This window comes from Novosphingobium sp. YAF33, assembly GCF_052113265.1.
Taxonomy (GTDB): domain Bacteria; phylum Pseudomonadota; class Alphaproteobacteria; order Sphingomonadales; family Sphingomonadaceae; genus Novosphingobium.
The window spans coordinates 520,422-536,545 of sequence record NZ_JBFRCW010000001.1 but is presented as its reverse complement, the minus strand read 5'-3'; the positions used below and the strand labels follow the sequence as shown (position 1 = coordinate 536,545).

At 66.6% G+C, this 16,124-nt stretch carries 21 protein-coding genes; 10 read left to right on the top strand and 11 right to left on the bottom strand.

The window, feature by feature from the left end; genetic code table 11:
- The first annotated feature begins 53 nt into the window (after positions 1-53).
- The 3 genes from AB4Z00_RS02485 (at position 54) to AB4Z00_RS02475 (ending at position 3,195) form a co-directional block, all read left to right on the top strand.
- On the top strand, positions 54-1,058 hold the full coding sequence (locus AB4Z00_RS02485) for a phytanoyl-CoA dioxygenase family protein (RefSeq protein WP_442044821.1): 1,005 nt from the start codon (positions 54-56) through the stop codon (positions 1,056-1,058).
- Positions 1,059-1,329: 271 nt separating this feature from the next.
- Positions 1,330-2,367 (top strand): KpsF/GutQ family sugar-phosphate isomerase, encoded by a 1,038-nt coding sequence (locus tag AB4Z00_RS02480; RefSeq protein WP_243654375.1) that lies wholly within the window; start codon positions 1,330-1,332, stop codon positions 2,365-2,367.
- Between the two features lie 6 nt (positions 2,368-2,373).
- Positions 2,374-3,195, top strand: a complete 822-nt coding sequence (locus AB4Z00_RS02475) for a 3-deoxy-manno-octulosonate cytidylyltransferase (protein WP_442044819.1) — start codon at positions 2,374-2,376, stop codon at positions 3,193-3,195.
- A gap of 97 nt (positions 3,196-3,292) precedes the next feature.
- Here the strand turns inward: AB4Z00_RS02475 and kdsA are convergent, their stop codons facing one another.
- Positions 3,293-4,135 carry a 3-deoxy-8-phosphooctulonate synthase gene (kdsA, locus tag AB4Z00_RS02470; protein ID WP_132268478.1) on the bottom strand — a complete coding sequence of 281 codons (843 nt, stop codon included), beginning with the start codon at positions 4,133-4,135 and terminating at the stop codon, positions 3,293-3,295.
- 258 nt (positions 4,136-4,393) lie between these two features.
- Between kdsA and AB4Z00_RS02465 the strand changes: the two genes are divergently transcribed.
- Positions 4,394-5,200 (top strand): sugar phosphate isomerase/epimerase family protein, encoded by an 807-nt coding sequence (locus AB4Z00_RS02465; RefSeq protein ID WP_442044817.1) that lies wholly within the window; start codon positions 4,394-4,396, stop codon positions 5,198-5,200.
- Positions 5,201-5,228: 28 nt separating this feature from the next.
- Here AB4Z00_RS02465 and AB4Z00_RS02460 read toward each other — a convergent pair whose 3' ends face one another.
- The 10 genes from AB4Z00_RS02460 to AB4Z00_RS02415 form a co-directional block, all read right to left on the bottom strand.
- A complete protein-coding gene (locus AB4Z00_RS02460) occupies positions 5,229-6,773 on the bottom strand; it encodes a GMC family oxidoreductase (RefSeq protein ID WP_442044815.1) in 1,545 nt (514 codons plus the stop codon).
- A 451-nt stretch (positions 6,774-7,224) separates the two neighbouring features.
- Entirely contained in the window at positions 7,225-7,518 is a 294-nt protein-coding gene (locus tag AB4Z00_RS02455; RefSeq protein WP_431567228.1) for a hypothetical protein, read from the bottom strand.
- A 117-nt stretch (positions 7,519-7,635) separates the two neighbouring features.
- Positions 7,636-7,842, bottom strand: coding sequence for a hypothetical protein (locus AB4Z00_RS02450; protein WP_442044813.1), 207 nt, complete (start codon positions 7,840-7,842; stop codon positions 7,636-7,638).
- A 113-nt stretch (positions 7,843-7,955) separates the two neighbouring features.
- Entirely contained in the window at positions 7,956-8,384 is a 429-nt protein-coding gene (locus AB4Z00_RS02445; RefSeq protein WP_442044811.1) for a DUF1810 domain-containing protein, read from the bottom strand.
- 3 nt (positions 8,385-8,387) lie between these two features.
- Entirely contained in the window at positions 8,388-8,657 is a 270-nt protein-coding gene (locus AB4Z00_RS02440) for a hypothetical protein (protein ID WP_442044809.1), read from the bottom strand.
- Positions 8,658-8,813: 156 nt separating this feature from the next.
- The gene (dapD, locus tag AB4Z00_RS02435) at positions 8,814-9,650 is read right to left on the bottom strand and encodes a 2,3,4,5-tetrahydropyridine-2,6-dicarboxylate N-succinyltransferase (protein WP_442044807.1); all 837 of its coding nucleotides are present in this window, start codon (positions 9,648-9,650) and stop codon (positions 8,814-8,816) included.
- Between the two features lie 142 nt (positions 9,651-9,792).
- Positions 9,793-10,596, bottom strand: coding sequence for a hypothetical protein (locus AB4Z00_RS02430; RefSeq protein ID WP_442044805.1), 804 nt, complete (start codon positions 10,594-10,596; stop codon positions 9,793-9,795).
- Between the two features lie 174 nt (positions 10,597-10,770).
- The gene (gmk, locus tag AB4Z00_RS02425; RefSeq protein ID WP_132268493.1) at positions 10,771-11,424 is read right to left on the bottom strand and encodes a guanylate kinase; all 654 of its coding nucleotides are present in this window, start codon (positions 11,422-11,424) and stop codon (positions 10,771-10,773) included.
- 93 nt (positions 11,425-11,517) lie between these two features.
- Positions 11,518-11,997, bottom strand: coding sequence for a hypothetical protein (locus tag AB4Z00_RS02420; RefSeq protein WP_134093998.1), 480 nt, complete (start codon positions 11,995-11,997; stop codon positions 11,518-11,520).
- Positions 11,998-12,031: 34 nt separating this feature from the next.
- Entirely contained in the window at positions 12,032-12,532 is a 501-nt protein-coding gene (locus AB4Z00_RS02415; RefSeq protein WP_132268771.1) for an SspB family protein, read from the bottom strand.
- A 201-nt stretch (positions 12,533-12,733) separates the two neighbouring features.
- Here AB4Z00_RS02415 and hisB point away from each other — a divergent pair, with 201 nt between their 5' ends.
- From hisB to hisF, 6 genes are read left to right on the top strand one after another with little or no spacing between them, the layout of a single operon-like run.
- A complete protein-coding gene (gene hisB, locus AB4Z00_RS02410) occupies positions 12,734-13,336 on the top strand; it encodes an imidazoleglycerol-phosphate dehydratase HisB (protein WP_132268497.1) in 603 nt (200 codons plus the stop codon).
- Positions 13,336-13,629 carry a YciI family protein gene (locus AB4Z00_RS02405; protein ID WP_132268499.1) on the top strand — a complete coding sequence of 98 codons (294 nt, stop codon included), beginning with the start codon at positions 13,336-13,338 and terminating at the stop codon, positions 13,627-13,629. Before hisB ends, AB4Z00_RS02405 begins: the two co-directional genes overlap by 1 nt.
- A complete protein-coding gene (gene hisH / locus AB4Z00_RS02400) occupies positions 13,626-14,264 on the top strand; it encodes an imidazole glycerol phosphate synthase subunit HisH (RefSeq protein WP_134094000.1) in 639 nt (212 codons plus the stop codon). Before AB4Z00_RS02405 ends, hisH begins: the two co-directional genes overlap by 4 nt.
- A gap of 1 nt (position 14,265) precedes the next feature.
- Positions 14,266-14,994 (top strand): 1-(5-phosphoribosyl)-5-[(5-phosphoribosylamino)methylideneamino]imidazole-4-carboxamide isomerase, encoded by a 729-nt coding sequence (hisA, locus tag AB4Z00_RS02395; protein ID WP_132268503.1) that lies wholly within the window; start codon positions 14,266-14,268, stop codon positions 14,992-14,994.
- Positions 14,991-15,236, top strand: a complete 246-nt coding sequence (locus tag AB4Z00_RS02390; protein ID WP_132268505.1) for a hypothetical protein — start codon at positions 14,991-14,993, stop codon at positions 15,234-15,236. Before hisA ends, AB4Z00_RS02390 begins: the two co-directional genes overlap by 4 nt.
- A 4-nt stretch (positions 15,237-15,240) precedes the next feature.
- A complete protein-coding gene (hisF, locus tag AB4Z00_RS02385; RefSeq protein ID WP_134094001.1) occupies positions 15,241-16,002 on the top strand; it encodes an imidazole glycerol phosphate synthase subunit HisF in 762 nt (253 codons plus the stop codon).
- Positions 16,003-16,124 lie beyond the last annotated feature (122 nt).

Genomic DNA, 16,124 nt, shown 5'->3' with positions numbered 1-16,124 from the left:
AAATCGGTAGCCCTCTTCATATGATTGTTCTCAAGCCGGTCAAGTCGTTACTCATGCTACCTGTCTGGATCCTCCAGCTCGGCACCACTGCAAAGAGTTTTCTCGACAATCCGCTTCTGGGTTCGCGGCGATTGAACGGTTGGGGCCTGCACCGGGCGCGGGTGAAAGTGGCCGGGGCGCTGTGCAGCTGGCGACGGGCGCGCCTTGCGGGGAAAGTGCGGAAGGACTGGCGCGAGGCTTTCGACCGCGACGGTTTCGTCGCCATCGAGAATGTCATTCCGGCCGAAGAGTTTGCGGCGCTGCGCCAGGCGATCCTGGCATACGAGGGTGAAGCGCGCGAAATGCGGCAGGGCGATGCGATCACTCGCCGCCTCGCCGTCGATCCCGCGATGCTCCGGGTCATTCCCGCGCTGCGCCGCCTGCTCGACCGCGACGATCTCAAGGCGCTGTTCCACTATGTCGCCGGTTTTCGCATCGCACCGCTGCATTATATCCAGACCATCGTGACGCACGACGCCAGCAACGAGGCGGACCCGCAGGAATCGCTTCATGCCGATGCCTTCCACTCATCGCTGAAATCCTGGCTGTTCCTGAATGCGGTCACGGCCGACGAAGCGCCTTTCACCTTCGTGCCGGGATCGCACCGGTTGACCGCGGCGCGGCTGGACTGGGAATATCGCCGGAGTCTTGCCGATCCGCGCGCGATCGACCGGCTGTCCGCGCGCGGTTCGCCGCGGGTGCGGGCGGGGGACCTTGCCGAGATGGGCCTGCCCGCGCCGCGGCCGCTGGCCGTTCCCGCCAATACCTTGGTGGTGGCCGATACCCTGGGCTTCCACGCGCGCGGCGATTCGGTTCGGGCGATCGAGCGTGTCGAGATCTGGTCCTATTGCCGCCGCAATCCCTTTGTGCCTTGGCTGGGAGGCGATCTTCTCAGCCTTCCGGGCCTTGCCGAGCGCCGCGTCGGCTGGCTCTGGTCCTTGCGCGATCGGTTCGAGAAAGTTGCTGGGCAGCCCTGGCGCAGTGTCGGAATAAGGCGCGCGGTAGATTCGTTAGACTGATCCGCCTGCACTTCCTTGCCTCGGAACTGTCACGATTAAATTTCGTCAACTATATGTGACTTCTACCTGTCGGCGCTTGTGCGGAATTTGCGGCAGATCGAGCAATTCAGGGATTATGTGGGGTTTACATAGGGTGGTGTGCTGCGTAGCACAAATTCGCGGACTATGCCGGCGTCTAACAGTACATGTCAGGACTGTGGCGTTGTGCAGTGCGGCCAGCAAGGTGTAGGCGATGCGCAGCAATCGAAAGCACGCGAGCAGGGGGGTAAAGTTGTCGAATTCGGTCGTCCCGATAACAGTCGGGGCAAGCAATCTCATTATATCCAGAGCACGCGAAGTCATCGACATCGAAGCACGCACTCTGGATAGCCTGGCCGCATCGCTGGGCGCGAGTTTCACCAAAGCCTGCCAGCTTCTCGCCAGCGCCACTGGACGGATCGTCGTGGCTGGCGTCGGCAAGTCCGGGCATATCGGCCGCAAGATCGCCGCGACCCTCTCGGCAACCGGCTCGCCCGCCATGTACCTTCACCCCGGTGAGGCCGCCCACGGCGATCTCGGCATGGTGGTGGAGGGTGACGTGATCCTCGCCATTTCCAATTCCGGCAACACTGCCGAGCTGCAGGTCCTGTTCGACCATGCGGAGCGCTGCGAAATTCCGGTGGTCGGCATGACGTCTCATGCCGATTCGCTGGTGGAACGCCGCTCGGACATCTGCGTGTTGCTGCCGGTCGCGACCGAGGCCTGTCCCTCGAATATCGCGCCCACCAGCTCGACCACGCAGCAGCTGGCACTGGGCGACGCCATCGCCATGGTGCTGATGGACATGCAGGGCGTCTCGAAGGAGAGCCTCAAGGCGCTTCATCCGGGTGGTTCGATCGGCCTGCGTCTCGCTTCGGTCAGCCAGCTCATGCACGGCACCGACAAGCTTCCGCTCGTCGACCTCGACCTGCCGATGGACGGCGTCATCACGTGCATGACGTCCATGGGCTTCGGCATTGCCGGCGTCGTCGATCCGGCCGGACGCCTTGCCGGGATCATCACCGACGGTGACTTGCGCCGCCACTTCAAGGTGCTGGACCAGGTCTGCGCGCGCGACGTCATGACGCCGCGCCCCAAGATGCTGCGGGCGGACATGGCGGCGGAGGATGCCCTCCGTTTCCTCAACGATGCGCAGATCACATGCGCTTTCGTGGTCGGCGAAGACGGCCCGCGCTGCGCGGTGGTAGAGGACGAGATGGTGGCCACGATCAACCAGATCCCGGTTGGCATCATCCACCTGCACGATTTCCTTCGCACCGGGCTCAGCTGAACCTCCGTGACATCCCCGAATAGCGGCAACAGTTTTGCCATCATCATCCCTGCGCGCTTCGCGTCGAGCCGGTACCCCGGTAAGCCGCTGGTTCGCCTGGCCGGCGCCACCGGCGAGGAACGCAGCCTGATCCGCCGCAGCTGGGATTGCGCCATGGGCGTTCCCGGCGCGGCCGGCGTCTGGGTCGCCACTGACGACGACCGGATCTCCGCCGAAGTGGAGAGCTTCGGCGGGCAGGTCGTCATGACGTCGCCCGATTGCGCCAACGGCACCGAACGCTGCGCGGAAGCCATTGCCACGCTTGGGCCGGTCGCCGATGTCGTCGTGAACCTTCAGGGCGATGCGCCGCTTTCTCCCGCAGGTGTGGTCCCCGCGCTGGTCGAGCGCCTTTCGGCAGATCCGGAGGCCATCATGGCCACCCCCGCCGTGCGCGCCTCACGTACCGTTTACGAACATCTGGTCCAGGACCAGGCCGAGGGCCGGGTCGGCGGCACCACCGCCGTGATCGACGGCCGCGGCCGGGCGCTTTACTTCTCCAAGCGCGTGCTGCCCTATCTTCCGGCAGAGGCCGCCGCGCGGGAATTCCCGCCGGTCCACCTGCACCTCGGTCTCTATGCCTACCGCCGCGCCGCGCTGGAGCGCTACGTCGCCGCGCCGCCTTGCGAGCTGGAACTGCTGGAAGGCCTGGAACAACTGCGCTTCCTCGACCTTGGCCTGCCGGTCTCGGTCGTCACGCTCGATCCGCTGTCCTGGGATGCGATCGAGCTGAACAACCCGGGCGACAAGCCAGTGATCGAACGCATCCTCAAGGAACGCGGCATCGCCTGAAGGCGATTGCCGAAGGGGGCGGCGCCGCGAAGCAGCCGCCCTGTTTTCCTCAATCCCGGTTTCGCTTAGCCCCGGTTTCGTTCAATCCCGGTTTCGCTCAATCAATGTCGAGGGGCGGGAAGGCCTTGACCAGGCGGTCGATGGCCTGGACCTGTTCGAGATAGGCGCGCAGCCGGCCGAGCGGCAAGGCGCAGGGGCCATCGCAGAGCGCCTTGTCCGGATCGGGGTGCGCTTCCAGAAACAGCCCGGCGATACCGAGGGCCATGCCCGAACGGGTGAGGGCGGCAGCCTGCGTTCGGCGACCGTCGGCGCTGTCGACCCGGCCGCCCGGGCGTTGCAGCGCATGCGTCGCATCGAACACCACCGGTGCCATGGCCTTCATCTCGTCCATTCCCAGCATGTCGACGACGAGGTTGTTGTAGCCGAAGGAGGAACCGCGCTCGCACAGCAGCACGCGGCCATTGCCGGCCTCTTCGCATTTGCGGATGATGTGGCGCATCTCCTGCGGGGCGAGGAACTGCGGCTTCTTCACGTTGATGACCTTGCCGGTGCGGGCCAGGGCGACGACGAGGTCGGTCTGGCGGGCGAGGAAGGCCGGGAGCTGGAGAATATCGGCGACTTCCGCCACGGCCTCCGCCTGGAACGGTTCGTGCACGTCTGTCAGCACGGGCACGCCGAAGCGGTCCTTCACTTCGGCGAGGATCTTCATTCCTTCGTCCAGACCCGGACCCCGGAAGGACGAGATGGACGAGCGGTTCGCCTTGTCGAAGCTGGCCTTGAACACATAAGGAATGCCAAGCTCGCCGGTGACCCGCACGAATTCGGCGGCAACGTCCATCACCGCCTCGCGGCTTTCCATGACGTTCATGCCCCCGATCAGCACGAATGGCCGGTCGTTGGCGAAAGTCAGGTCGGGAAGCAGGGTAACGGAGGGAATCATGGCGTGGCTCGGTCCTCGTCGATCGGGAGAGAGGCCGTCGCCGGGCAGGCCGCCGCCGTCAAGGCGTTTCCGGCTTTCAGGCCCCAGAACCGGCGCGATACGCCATCGCCGCACTCTCCGGCCTGCCTGTCCCGAGGGCCGTTTGGGCGAGCTGCCGTGTCATCTGGGGCTATCGCGTGATGAAGGCTTCGCGGCGGCTGAAATGACGGCTATTCAGGGCGGCGTAACAGTCGCACCCGCCGTCACGAGGATAACACCATGCCCCACCCCTTAGGCATCGACAGCCGCACGGTCGCGGGGATGGGACCGCTCGAACATGTCCGCCTGGCGGGCGAAATGGGCTGCAAGGCGGTGTCGATGGGCCTGCAGCAGGAGGCCGGGCGGAGCGAGGGCTACGCAGCCTGGTCGCTGCGCGAGGATGCGGCCCTGCGGCGCGAAGCCCAGGCCGCGCTGGCGGACGCCGGCCTGCGCATCGGCCTGGGCGAGGGCATCAATGGATCGGCAACTCGCCCGCCCGAGGACCATGCCGCGGACATGGACATCTTCGCCCGGCTCGGCACCCGCCGCATCGGCGCCCGCGACAACGGGCTCGAACGGGAACATGCCTTCGACTACATGGCCCGCCTGGCCGAAATGGCGCGTGAGCGCGACATGGACTTCGGCTTCGAATTCTCTCCTGTCATGACCGTTCGCACGCTTCGCGAAGCCCTGGCTCTCGTGGCGCATATCGGCGAGGATCGGGTGAGCGTGACGGTCGACGCATTGCATTTCTTCCGCGCGGGCGGGGTGGCGCGTGAACTGGCGGAACTCGACGCCGCGCTGATCGGCCATGTCCGCCTTTGTGACGCCGCGCTCAAGGCCCTCGGCGATCATGCCGAGGAAGCCGAGCGCGGCCGCCTGATTCCGGGCGAGGGCGAACTGCCCCTTCGCGAATTCGTGGATGCCCTCCCGCGCGGCAAGACGCTGGGCCTGGACCTTTCGCTTCCGCAGGCGGCGCTGGGGGTGGACGCCGCGCGGGACTATCTCGTGGAAGTGGTCGCCCGCACGAGGGCGCTGCTGGCCTGAACGGCGCGCCGGGCTGGTTCTCGACGGATCACCGGCTGTCGGCCAGGATCATTTCCGCGCCTTTTTCCGCGATCATCATGGTCGGCGCATTGGTGTTGCCGGACGTGATGGTGGGCATCACCGAGGCATCGATCACGCGCAGGCCCTCCACCTGGAGAACGCGCAAGCGGGCATCGACCACGCTGCCCATCGCCGCGGTACCGACCGGGTGGAAGATGGTGGTGCCGATCGCGCCGGCTGCGCTGCGCAAGTCTTCCTCGCTCGCGCGTTCGGGGCCGGGCCGCAGTTCTTCCGGGGCATAGCGGGCGAGGGCGGGCCGGGCGACGATCTCGCGCGTGAGGCGGATCGACTGGGCCGCGACGGCACGGTCCTCTTCGGCAGAGAGATAGTTCGGGCGTATGCTCGGCGCGGCGGCGGGATCGCGGCCGGTCACATGCGTGCTGCCGCGACTTTCCGGCCGCAAGTTGCAGACGCTGGCGGTGAAGGCCGGGAAGGGGTCGAGCGCGCCGCCGAACGCTTCGAGGCTGAGCGGCTGTACGTGGTATTCCAGGTTCGGCGTGGCATAGCGGGCGTGGCTGCGGGTGAAGACGCCAAGCTGGCTCGGCGCCATGGCCATCGGACCGCTGCGGCTGAGCGCATATTCCAGGCCGATCAGCGCCTTGCCCATCAGATTGGCAGCGCGCTGGTTGAGCGTGGACACCCCCGTCACCCGCCAGGCGCAGCGCAGTTGCAGGTGGTCCTGCAGGTTCTCCCCCACTTGCGGCAAGTAGCGCAGAGCGGTGATGCCATGGCCGGAAAGCCGGTCTCCATCGCCGATGCCGCTGCGTTCGAGGATCGCCGGCGAACCGATGGCGCCTGCCGAAAGCACGACTTCGCCGCGCGCGCGGGCGGTTCTGGGCTGGCCGCCCACCGTATAGGCGACGCCGACGGCGCGGCCGTCCTCGATCAATACGCGCTCGACGCTGGCACCGGTCTCCACCTTGAGGTTGGCGCGGCTTCTTACCGGCTTGAGAAAGGCATCCGATGCGCTCCAGCGCCAACCCCGGCGCTGCGTGACCTGGAAGAAGCTGGATCCTTCGTTGTCGCCCCGGTTGAAATCGGGCACCGCGGGGATGCCCTGCTGGCTGCAGGCCTCGCGAAAGGCTTCGAGGATGTCCCAGCGCAGCCGCTGCTTCTCCACGCGGATTTCGCCGCCGCTGCCGTGAAACGCGCTGGGGCCTTCGTAATGATCTTCGGCGCGAGTGAAGTAGGGAAGGACCTCGTCCCAGCTCCAGCCCTCGTGACCGGCCTGCCGCCACTGGTCGTAGTCGGCGGCCTGGCCGCGCATATAGATCATGCCGTTGATCGAGGAACTGCCGCCCAGCACGGCTTCGGCCTCGGTGGACAGGCACCAGTCGGTACGGGGATTGCCGATGCAATAGAGATAGCCGACGGGGACGCGAATCCAGAGGTAGTCGTCCTTGCCGCCCGCTTCCAGCAGCAGCACCCGGCGGCGCGGGTCCGCGCTCAGCCGATTGGCAAGGACACAGCCCGCGCTTCCACCGCCGACGACGATGTAATCGAATTCTCCCATCACCAAGGGCTAGGCCGCGATTTCCCCGCGATCAAGCATTCCGCGAATCGCGCCGTAAACCCGCTCCGGCGATGCTGGAAAGGATGCGCCCGGCAGGGTTTCCGAAGCGTGTCGTTAAATTTCTGCAACGGACTGTCTTCCGTTCGGGACATGGCGAATACACCCGCCACCGAGACGGAGTATTCGGACGAGTAGAGGATGACGCGAAGGCGCCGTCCATACGAGGGCCGTCGGTGCAAGGGATCGATTGTTCGTCGGGGGGCGAGAGATCGATCCGGGGCGGGAGCGCAGCATGAACCCATGCCGCGCTCGGGACACGCTTCCATCGGCGGCTCATTTTTTCACGCACATCTTCGGCGATGTCCGGTTTCGGGCGAATTTTTTCGGCCGAATTCCAGAGGCCGGAGCGGGGTTCAGGGCGCCTCCAGATGGAAGCGCCCCACGTCACGCTTCAGGGTGAAGATTGCGCCGGGGCTTCCTGCTGGGCGCCTGCGGGCGCGAGATGATCGGGGTTGGGGCGGCTCCAGACGCCGATCGACAGCCAGAGAATGACGATGGCGATGGCGAACACGCCGAAGATTGCTGCCAGGATATGCGGAAGGATCGGCAAGGCGGCATCGCCGCCGCGCCGCAGGTCGCCGTCCTGAGCATGTATCGTTGTGGAATGCGTCGTAGTGGAAAGGCCCGTCCGCGCGGGATGGGATTCGGCCTTGTCGGCCCCTGCCGCAAAAGCTGTGTCCTGCATTCCTGTCTTCCTCTCCATGAGGATCCTGCGCCGCCACAAGGCAACGTCGGTCCTTCTCGTTTCTCCCGAGCACAGATCAGGACAAGTCGGCCCGTCAGGCAAGCAAATTCGGCAGGGTCAGTTGCCGAGTGCGTGCTCCTCGGCGGTCACGGGATGTCCCTGGGACGGCGGCTGGTCCCACCAGGCGCGCGAAATCCAGATCGCGGACATCGCCAGAATCGCCAGAATGAGGCTGGCCAGCAGTACATAGCGGACGATATGCGGCGTGCTGCCCGAACGGGCTTCGTCTTCGTCCAGATGAACTTCATCACCGACGCGTTGCATCTCGGCTCTCCCGTGGCCCGACAGCTTTGGGAGCGGCTCTGCGGCCGCCGTGCAATAAGGGCCAGTAAAGGAAACGCGCTGGCGGTGCTTCGGGTTCCCGAACGAGCGAAGCGCTAGGGATCCGGCGCGGTGCCGAGGAGCTGGAGCGTCCGTTCGTCCCGCTTGCCCTGGAAGAACCCATCGAGCGCGCGACCGAAACGCGCTTCGCCGCCGGCCGCTTCGAACAGCGTCATGGCGCTGCGAAACTTAATGGCATCGAGAGCGCCCAGGATCTCGGCCGCGCTGCGTTTGCCGAGCCAGTCCAGCATGATCTCGGTGCATTCATCGAGACGGGCGCCGAGAATTGGATGGGCCAGATAGGCGCGGGCCTCGCTCAGGTCTGAAATGGCGTAGAACTGCGAGGTTTCGCTTTGTCCCAGGCCGGCCACTTGCGGGAAGATGTACCAGATCCAGTGGCTGCGCTTGCTGCCGTGTTCCAGCTCCGCGATCACGCGGGCATAGTCGCGGGACTGGGCCTCGACGAAGCGCGCCAGCCCCGCCACGGGTCAACTTCCGGCCTTGCCTGCGGCCGGCTCGGGGCTCTGGACGCCGGGTTGGGACTGGGGATCGACATCGCCCCGCTGCACGGCTTCGCGGGTGTCGGCGGCGCCGCCGGTATCGTCCGGGGCCTTGACCGCGCCGAAGATCCAGATCGCGGACATGGCGGCAATGGCCAGGACCAGGCTGACAAGCAGGACGTAGCGGACGACATTGGGCGTCGCGCCGGCACGGGCTTCGGTCTTTTCGACGTGAACTTCCTCGCCGCGGGTATCCATGGGCATCTCCCGGTTTCCGGCCCGATCTTCGATCGCTTCAGGCCGATGTTCCAGGGATCAACGCCCCATCGCCCCTGCCGTTCCGAGGGAGCCGGATGCAGAAAGGGGCCGGACGCGCTGGCATCCGGCCCCTTTCGGACGGGATCGGTGAAGCGATCAGTCGCGCAGCAGCTCGTTGATGCCGGTCTTCGAGCGGGTCTGTGCGTCCACGGTCTTGACGATCACGGCGCAGTAGAGCGACGGGCCGGGGGTGCCGTCAGGCAGCGGCTTGCCGGGCAGCGAGCCGGGGACCACCACCGAGTAGGGCGGAACCTTGCCGATGTGGATTTCGCCGGTCGCGCGGTCGACGATCTTGGTCGACGCGCCCAGGAACACGCCCATCGAGATCACCGCGCCTTCGCCGACGACGACGCCTTCGGCCACTTCCGAACGGGCGCCGATGAAGCAGTTGTCCTCGATGATGACCGGGCCGGCCTGCAGCGGCTCAAGCACGCCGCCGATGCCGACGCCGCCCGAGATGTGGACGTTCTTGCCGATCTGCGCGCAGGAGCCGACGGTCGCCCAGGTGTCGACCATGGTGCCCTCGCCCACATAGGCGCCGATGTTCACGAAGCTGGGCATCAGCACCACGTTCTTCGAGATGAAGGTGCCGCGGCGGGCAACGGCGCCCGGGACGACGCGGAAGCCGGCCTTGCGGAAGTCTTCGTCGACCCAGCCTTCGAACTTCACCGGCACCTTGTCGAATGCAGGCGCGCCGCCGGCGCCGTGGGCGACGGGGGCGTTGTCGTTCAGGCGGAACGAGAGCAGCACGGCCTTCTTCAGCCACTGGTTGACCTTCCAGCCACCCTGACCGTCCGGCTCGGCGACGCGGGCCGCGCCCGATTCGATCAGGCCCAGCGCTTCGTCCACCAGCTTGCGCACGTCGGCGCTGGCGGGGGTGACGGTGTCGCGCGCATCCCAGGCGGCTTCGATCGCGGTTTCGAGTTCGGACATGTTCGCGTCTCCGGAAAGGTCGTTCAGATTTTCTGTTCCGGGCGCGCGTAGAGCCTGCGGTGGGCGAGGACAAGTAAGAAGGGCGCGCGGGACATAAGGCCGGCGCTCTCCGGGCAGGCGGGCGGCGGTTTCGGGCTCCGCCTCAGCGGACCGGCGAAAGCTGGGCGGAATCGATGTGCCAGCGCAGTTGCCCGGGCGTGGCCCCGTCCACACCGTTGACGCGGCGCAGGACGTACTTGCCGCGGAAGCGCTGGCTCGATCCGTCGTCCAGCGTTGCGTCCACCGTGACAGGCACCGTCTGGTAGACCGAGCCGGCCCCGGCGTCGCCGGGCTCCATCGCGCCGATGGCGACATGGGTGGCGCGGGTATGGGCGAAGCCGGCCGTGAACTGCGCCATCGTCTGGCGCGGCGGGCCGTCGTCGCCCCACTGCTGCCAGGCCGTCCCGAAGTCGCGGGCATTGAGCGCGGAGTAATAGCGCTCGACCACCGCGGCGGCGGCTTCCTTGCTCTTGGGCGCGGGGCGGCAGCCCGGCATGGGATCCCCCTTCGAATCGAACAAGGCGCAGCTGCGGGCGATCTCGTCCTCGATCATCGCGCAGCTGTTGGCGACATTGCAGGGAGGGCGTGTGGCCGGGGAGACGTTGCGGCACAGGTCCGCGCGGCGCTGGGCGGCGGTGGCGCCCAGTTCTTCCGCGCAGGAGAGCGGGCCGGAGCGCTGGGCCGCGCCGTTTTCCGCCAGCGCGGTCGGCGATCCAGCAGGCGAGGCCGATGGGGAGGCCGAGGTCGTGGCCGAGGCGCTTGCGGGGCCTTGCGGGTCCGAAGCAACCTCTTGCGAGTCCGGCTGCCGATCGGGCGCGGCGTTGCAGGCACCCAGCATGAGCAGGCCCGCCAGGGGCAGGCCCGACAGGCAGAGCGACCGGATCGCGGACTTTCGTGGCGGCATCATCGCTCTCTCCCGTGGCGCGCCCGAGCAGGGCCAGTTCCACATCTACGCGCCAGACGCCCGCAGGTGCCCGAACGAACGGGAAAAAATGCCGGACCGCCTGCTGGGCAGGGCGCGGAGAGGCAGCGGCGCGGCGCGCGGTTGCCCGTCACCCTCGCTGCTTTCCCGAAACCGCGATCAGGGCGTCATCAGCTCGCGGACGAAGCCGATCAGGCCGGTCTGGCGCGCGCGGCGCATGCGTTCCGCGGCGAGGATCTTCTTCACTTTCTCGAAGCAGGCTTCGATATCGTCATTGACGACGACATAGTCGTAGCCATCCCAGTGGCTGATTTCCGAGCGTGCACGTTCCATACGAGCGGCGATCACGTCCATCGAATCGGTGCCCCGGCCGGTAAGGCGGCGGCGCAGTTCGTCGATGCTCGGCGGCAGCAGGAACACGCGCACGACGTCGCGCTCCAGCTTCTGGTAGAGCTGCTGCGTGCCCTGCCAGTCGATGTCGAAGAGATAGTCCTGCCCGTCCTTCAGCCCGGCTTTCACCTGGGCCTTGGGCGTGCCGTAGCTGTGGCCGAAGACATGCGCCCATTCGAGGAACTCGCCTTCGTCCACCATGCGGTCGAACTCGGCCTGGCTGACGAAGAAGTAGTCCTTGCCGTCCACCTCACCCGGGCGGGGTTTGCGGGTGGTGCAGGACACCGAGTTGCAGATGTGCGAATCGTGCTCAAGCAGCATGCGCGAGATCGTCGTCTTGCCGGCGCCGGAAGGCGAGGACATGATGAGCATGAGGCCGCGCCGGGCGAGCGTGTCGGCGGGATTGTCCGGAGAATTGACCATGTGCCCCGATGCCGCCGCCGGGCGCGCAAATCAAGGGGTGAGGTGAAGCAGAGGATCGCGGAGCGAGCGGAGAGCCCTTCGCCCCGGATCAGGTCATTCTAGAATGTCGGGCACCAAGCCGGTTTCGTCTTCGCCGTCCTCGGCCATGTCCTGGATCTCGGCTTCGCCCTTGACGCTGGCCTTGCGGGCGCGGCTGCGGTCGTAGAGCGTCTTGGCCGCCAGTCCGCCGATCACCAGCGCCGCGCCGGGCGCGGAGCCCAGGGCCACGCGGGCAATGGCGGTATGGAGCATGGACTGGGTGAAGGAACGGCCGCGCAGGATCTGCTTGGCCTTTTCCGGGGTGTAGCGCTTGCCCAGCAGTGCGTGCTCGACCGCCCGGCGCGCGAAGAAAGTGCCGCTGCGCAGGGCGATGTCGGCAATGGCCAGGTTGGTGGCCGTGCTGGGGCTGGGCCCCCGCAAGGTGTTGGCGCGGGCGCGGGCCTTGGCGGCCGTGTTCTTGACCGCCGCTCCGGCCTTGCTCACGCCGCTGCCGACGCTTTTGCCGACTTTCTTCGGAACCGAGGTGACGCCCATGGACCTTGCTTTCCCGGGCCTTCTCCTGCCCGCCTTACTTCTTCTTGCCGAAATCGACCGAAACGACGTTCGATCCATCCTCGCTGGGAGTAATGCGCGAAGCAACGTCGCGTTCCGAATCGTTCTCGGGCGCGGAAAGCTCGTCTTCCTCGTCGTCGTCGGACATGGCCTGGAACTGCAGGCCGAAATCGACGGCCGGATCCACGAAAGCGGTGATCGCGGCGAAAGGGATCACCAGCTTGGACGGGAGCTGGTTGAAGCTCAGGCTAACGGTAAAGCCGTCTTCGCGCACCGCCAGGTCCCAGAACTTGTTCTGGAGGACGATGGTCATTTCGTCCGGGAACCGCGCCCGCAGCTCGGCAGGGATCGAGACCCCCGGCGCTCCGGTCTTGAAGGTGATATAGAAGTGGTGCGTACCCGGCAGCATGCCATTGCTGGCTTCCACCTGGCCTAGCACCCGGCCCACAACGGCGCGCAGGGCCTCCTGCACGATCTCATCGTAGGGGATCAGGCTGTCTTGTGGCGTATCGTTCATCGCGCCCTTGGTGCTCATGCTTCCGGTGCCGGTCAAGCGTGTTCAAGCGTAAAATAACACGTTCCGACGGGTTTTCCCTAGGTCGTTTGTGCCGGGCGTGAAAAATCGCCGCGACCAAAGATTACCTGAGAAACGCTTTTCGCGCACACTTGGTGCCGGGCGGAATTGATTCCCTGACATAGCGGGCTATAGGCCCTTGGCATGCGCACTGCCTCGATCACCCGCAAGACTCACGAGACCGACATCGCCGTGGAGGTCAACCTCGACGGCACCGGGGCCTATCAGGTTTCCACCGGAATCGGCTTCCTCGACCATATGATCGAGCAGTTCAGCCGCCATTCGCTGATCGACATCGCCTGCCGCATCAAGGGCGATCTCCATGTGGACCAGCACCACACCACCGAAGACAGCGCCATCGCCATCGGCCAGGCCATCAGCCAGGCCCTAGGCGACCGCGCGGGCATCGGCCGCTATGGTGACGTTCATTCGCCCATGGACGAGGCCCTGAGCCGCGTTTCTCTGGATATTTCGGGCCGCCCCTACCTGGTCTGGAAGGCCGGCTTCACGCAGGACAAGCTGGGCGAGTTCGATACCGAGATGGTCGAGCACTGGTTCCACTCGATCGCGCAGGCCGTGGGCATCACCCTGCACATCGAACTCCTCTACGGTTCCAACAACCACCACATCTGCGAAGGCATCTTCAAGGGCTTCGCGCGCGCGATGCGCACCGCGGTGGAACTTGACCCGCGCAAGGGCGGGGCGATTCCTTCCACCAAGGGCATTCTCGGACAGGACACGCTTTGATGGCCAGCTTCATCATCTCGCTTCGCTACACCGCCCCCGTCGAGGAAGTGGACGGCCTGCTGGCCGATCATGTCGCCTGGCTTCGCGCGAATCATGCGGCGGGCCATTTCCTCGGCTGGGGCCGCAAGGTTCCGCGTGACGGCGGGCTCATCCTGGCGAAGGGCAGCAATCGCAACGAGGTGGAAATCCTCGCCGCCGCCGATCCTTTCGTGGCGGGCGGCGTGGCCGAGTTCGAAGTGATCGAATGGGCGCACGGCTTCCTTGACGACAGCGTCGCCGGGCTCGCCGGATGACGGCAGGCCGGCCGATCCTGGCGCTGATCGACTACGGCGCGGGCAATCTGCACTCGGTGGCCAATGCCCTGCGCGCGGCCGGGGCCGAAGACGTCGCGATCACGGCCAATCCGGACGTGGTGCGCGCGGCGGACCGTATCGTCCTGCCCGGTGTCGGCTCCTTCCGCGCCTGTGCCGAGGGTCTCTGGGGCATTCGCGGCATGGTGGAGGCGATGACCGAGCGCGTCCATGTCGGCGGGGCGCCGTTCCTCGGCATATGCGTGGGCATGCAGCTGCTGGCCACGCGCGGGCTGGAACACGGGGTGACGCGCGGGCTCGACTGGATCGGCGGCCAGGTCCAGCGCATCGAGCGTACCGACCCTGCGATCAAGATCCCGCACATGGGCTGGAACGACGTTTCGCTCGGCCGCAAGGACCCGGCACAGGGCCTGATCGAGCCGGGCGAGGCCTATTTCCTGCATTCCTACCACTTCCAGCCCGACGACGGCGCGCATGTGGCGGCCATGACCGACCATGGCGGCGGCCTGGTCGCGGCCGTGGCGAAGGACAATATCGTGGGCGTGCAGTTCCACCCCGAAAAGAGCCAGGCCTACGGCCTCGCGCTGCTTTCCCGTTTCCTCGAATGGAAGCCCTGAGATGATCGTTTTTCCCGCCATCGACCTCAAGCAGGGCCAGGTCGTGCGCCTTGCCGAAGGCGACATGGACCGCGCCACCGTCTATGGCGACAATCCCGCCGCGCAGGCCATGCTCTTCGCCGAAGCGGGTTCGCAATATCTCCATGTCGTCGATCTCGACGGCTCCTTTGCGGGCCGGGCGGAGAACCGCGAGGCGGTGGAAGCGATCCTCGAAGCGTTCCCCGGCCATGTCCAGCTCGGCGGCGGCATTCGCACGCGCGAGGCGGTGGCCGGCTGGTTTGACCTCGGCGTTTCGCGCATCGTGATGGGCACGGCCGCGCTGAAGGACCCGCAGTTCGTCAAGGACATGGCGCGCGAATATCCCGGCGGCATCGTCGTCGCGGTGGACGCGCGCGACGGCATGGTCGCGACCGAGGGCTGGGCGGAAGTGTCCGACGTCTCGATCGTGGACATGGCCCGACGCTTCGAGGATGCGGGCGTGGCCAGCCTGCTCTTCACCGACATCGGCCGCGATGGCCTGCTCAAGGGCTGCAACATCGACGCCACCGTCGATCTCGCCCGCCGCACCGACATGCCGGTGATCGCCAGCGGCGGCGTGAAGGGCCTCGACGACATTCGCCTGCTGGCGCTCCATGCCGGTGACGGCATCGAAGGCGTGATAACCGGCCGCGCGCTCTACGACGGCCGCCTGGACCTGGCCGCCGCGATCGCCATGGCGGAGAAGGCGTGAACGAGAACCGCCTCGTCGCGGTCCTGGCGCTGGCCATCTTCGTGCCCGGCGCGCTCTATGCCCTGCGCGATTATCGCGAAGGCCGCGCGCGCCTGATGCTGTTCAGCCGGGCGCGGTCGAAAGTGGAAACCTCGCTTCAGGAGAACCCGCGCAAGTTCTGGGGCTACACCGCGTTCAACCTCGCCGTGTGCCTGACCGTGGGCGTGTTCTGCGTGCTGCTGTTCTTCAAGCCGGTGGAGTGATCCCATGACCGTCCGCATCCGCGTCATTCCCTGCCTCGACGTTGCCAACGGGCGCGTGGTCAAGGGCGTGAACTTCGTCGATCTCGTCGATGCCGGCGATCCCGTGGAACAGGCGCGCGCCTATGACGCCGCCGGGGCCGACGAATTGTGCTTCCTCGATATTTCCGCCAGCCACGAAGGGCGCGGCACCCTGCTCGACGTGGTCCAGCGCACGGCCGAAGTCTGCTTCATGCCGCTCACCGTCGGCGGGGGCGTGCGCACGGCCGAAGATGCCCGCGCCCTGTTGCTGGCCGGCGCGGACAAGGTAGCGGTCAACTCCGCCGCCGTCTCGCGGCCGGAAGTGGTGGCGGACATCGCCGAGAAGTTCGGATCGCAGTGCATCGTCGCCTCGGTGGATGCGCGCAGGGTTGCGCCCGGAAAGTGGGAGATATTCACTCACGGCGGCCGTAAAGCCACGGGGATCGACGCGCTCGAACACGCGGTGAAGCTTGCGGACTACGGCGCGGGCGAGCTGCTCGTCACCTCGATGGACGGCGATGGCACGCAGAGCGGCTACGACCTCGACCTCACCCGGCTGATCGCGGACAGCGTCTCGGTGCCGGTGATCGCCAGCGGCGGGGTGGGCAATCTCGATCATCTCGTGGCGGGCGTGACCGAGGGCAAGGCCAGTGCCGTGCTGGCGGCCTCGATCTTCCATTTCGGCAAGCACTCGATCGCGCAGGCCCATGCGGCGCTGCGCGCGGCGGGATTGCCCGCGCGCGGGTGAGGGCGGATGCCTGGGCGTCTTTCGGGACGACAGGACGGAAATGACCCATCCGATCATGCCCCGGATCGGGACAGGCCCCGATCATCCCTTGCCGTTCCCGGCAGGCCTGCCATGGGTCCTGT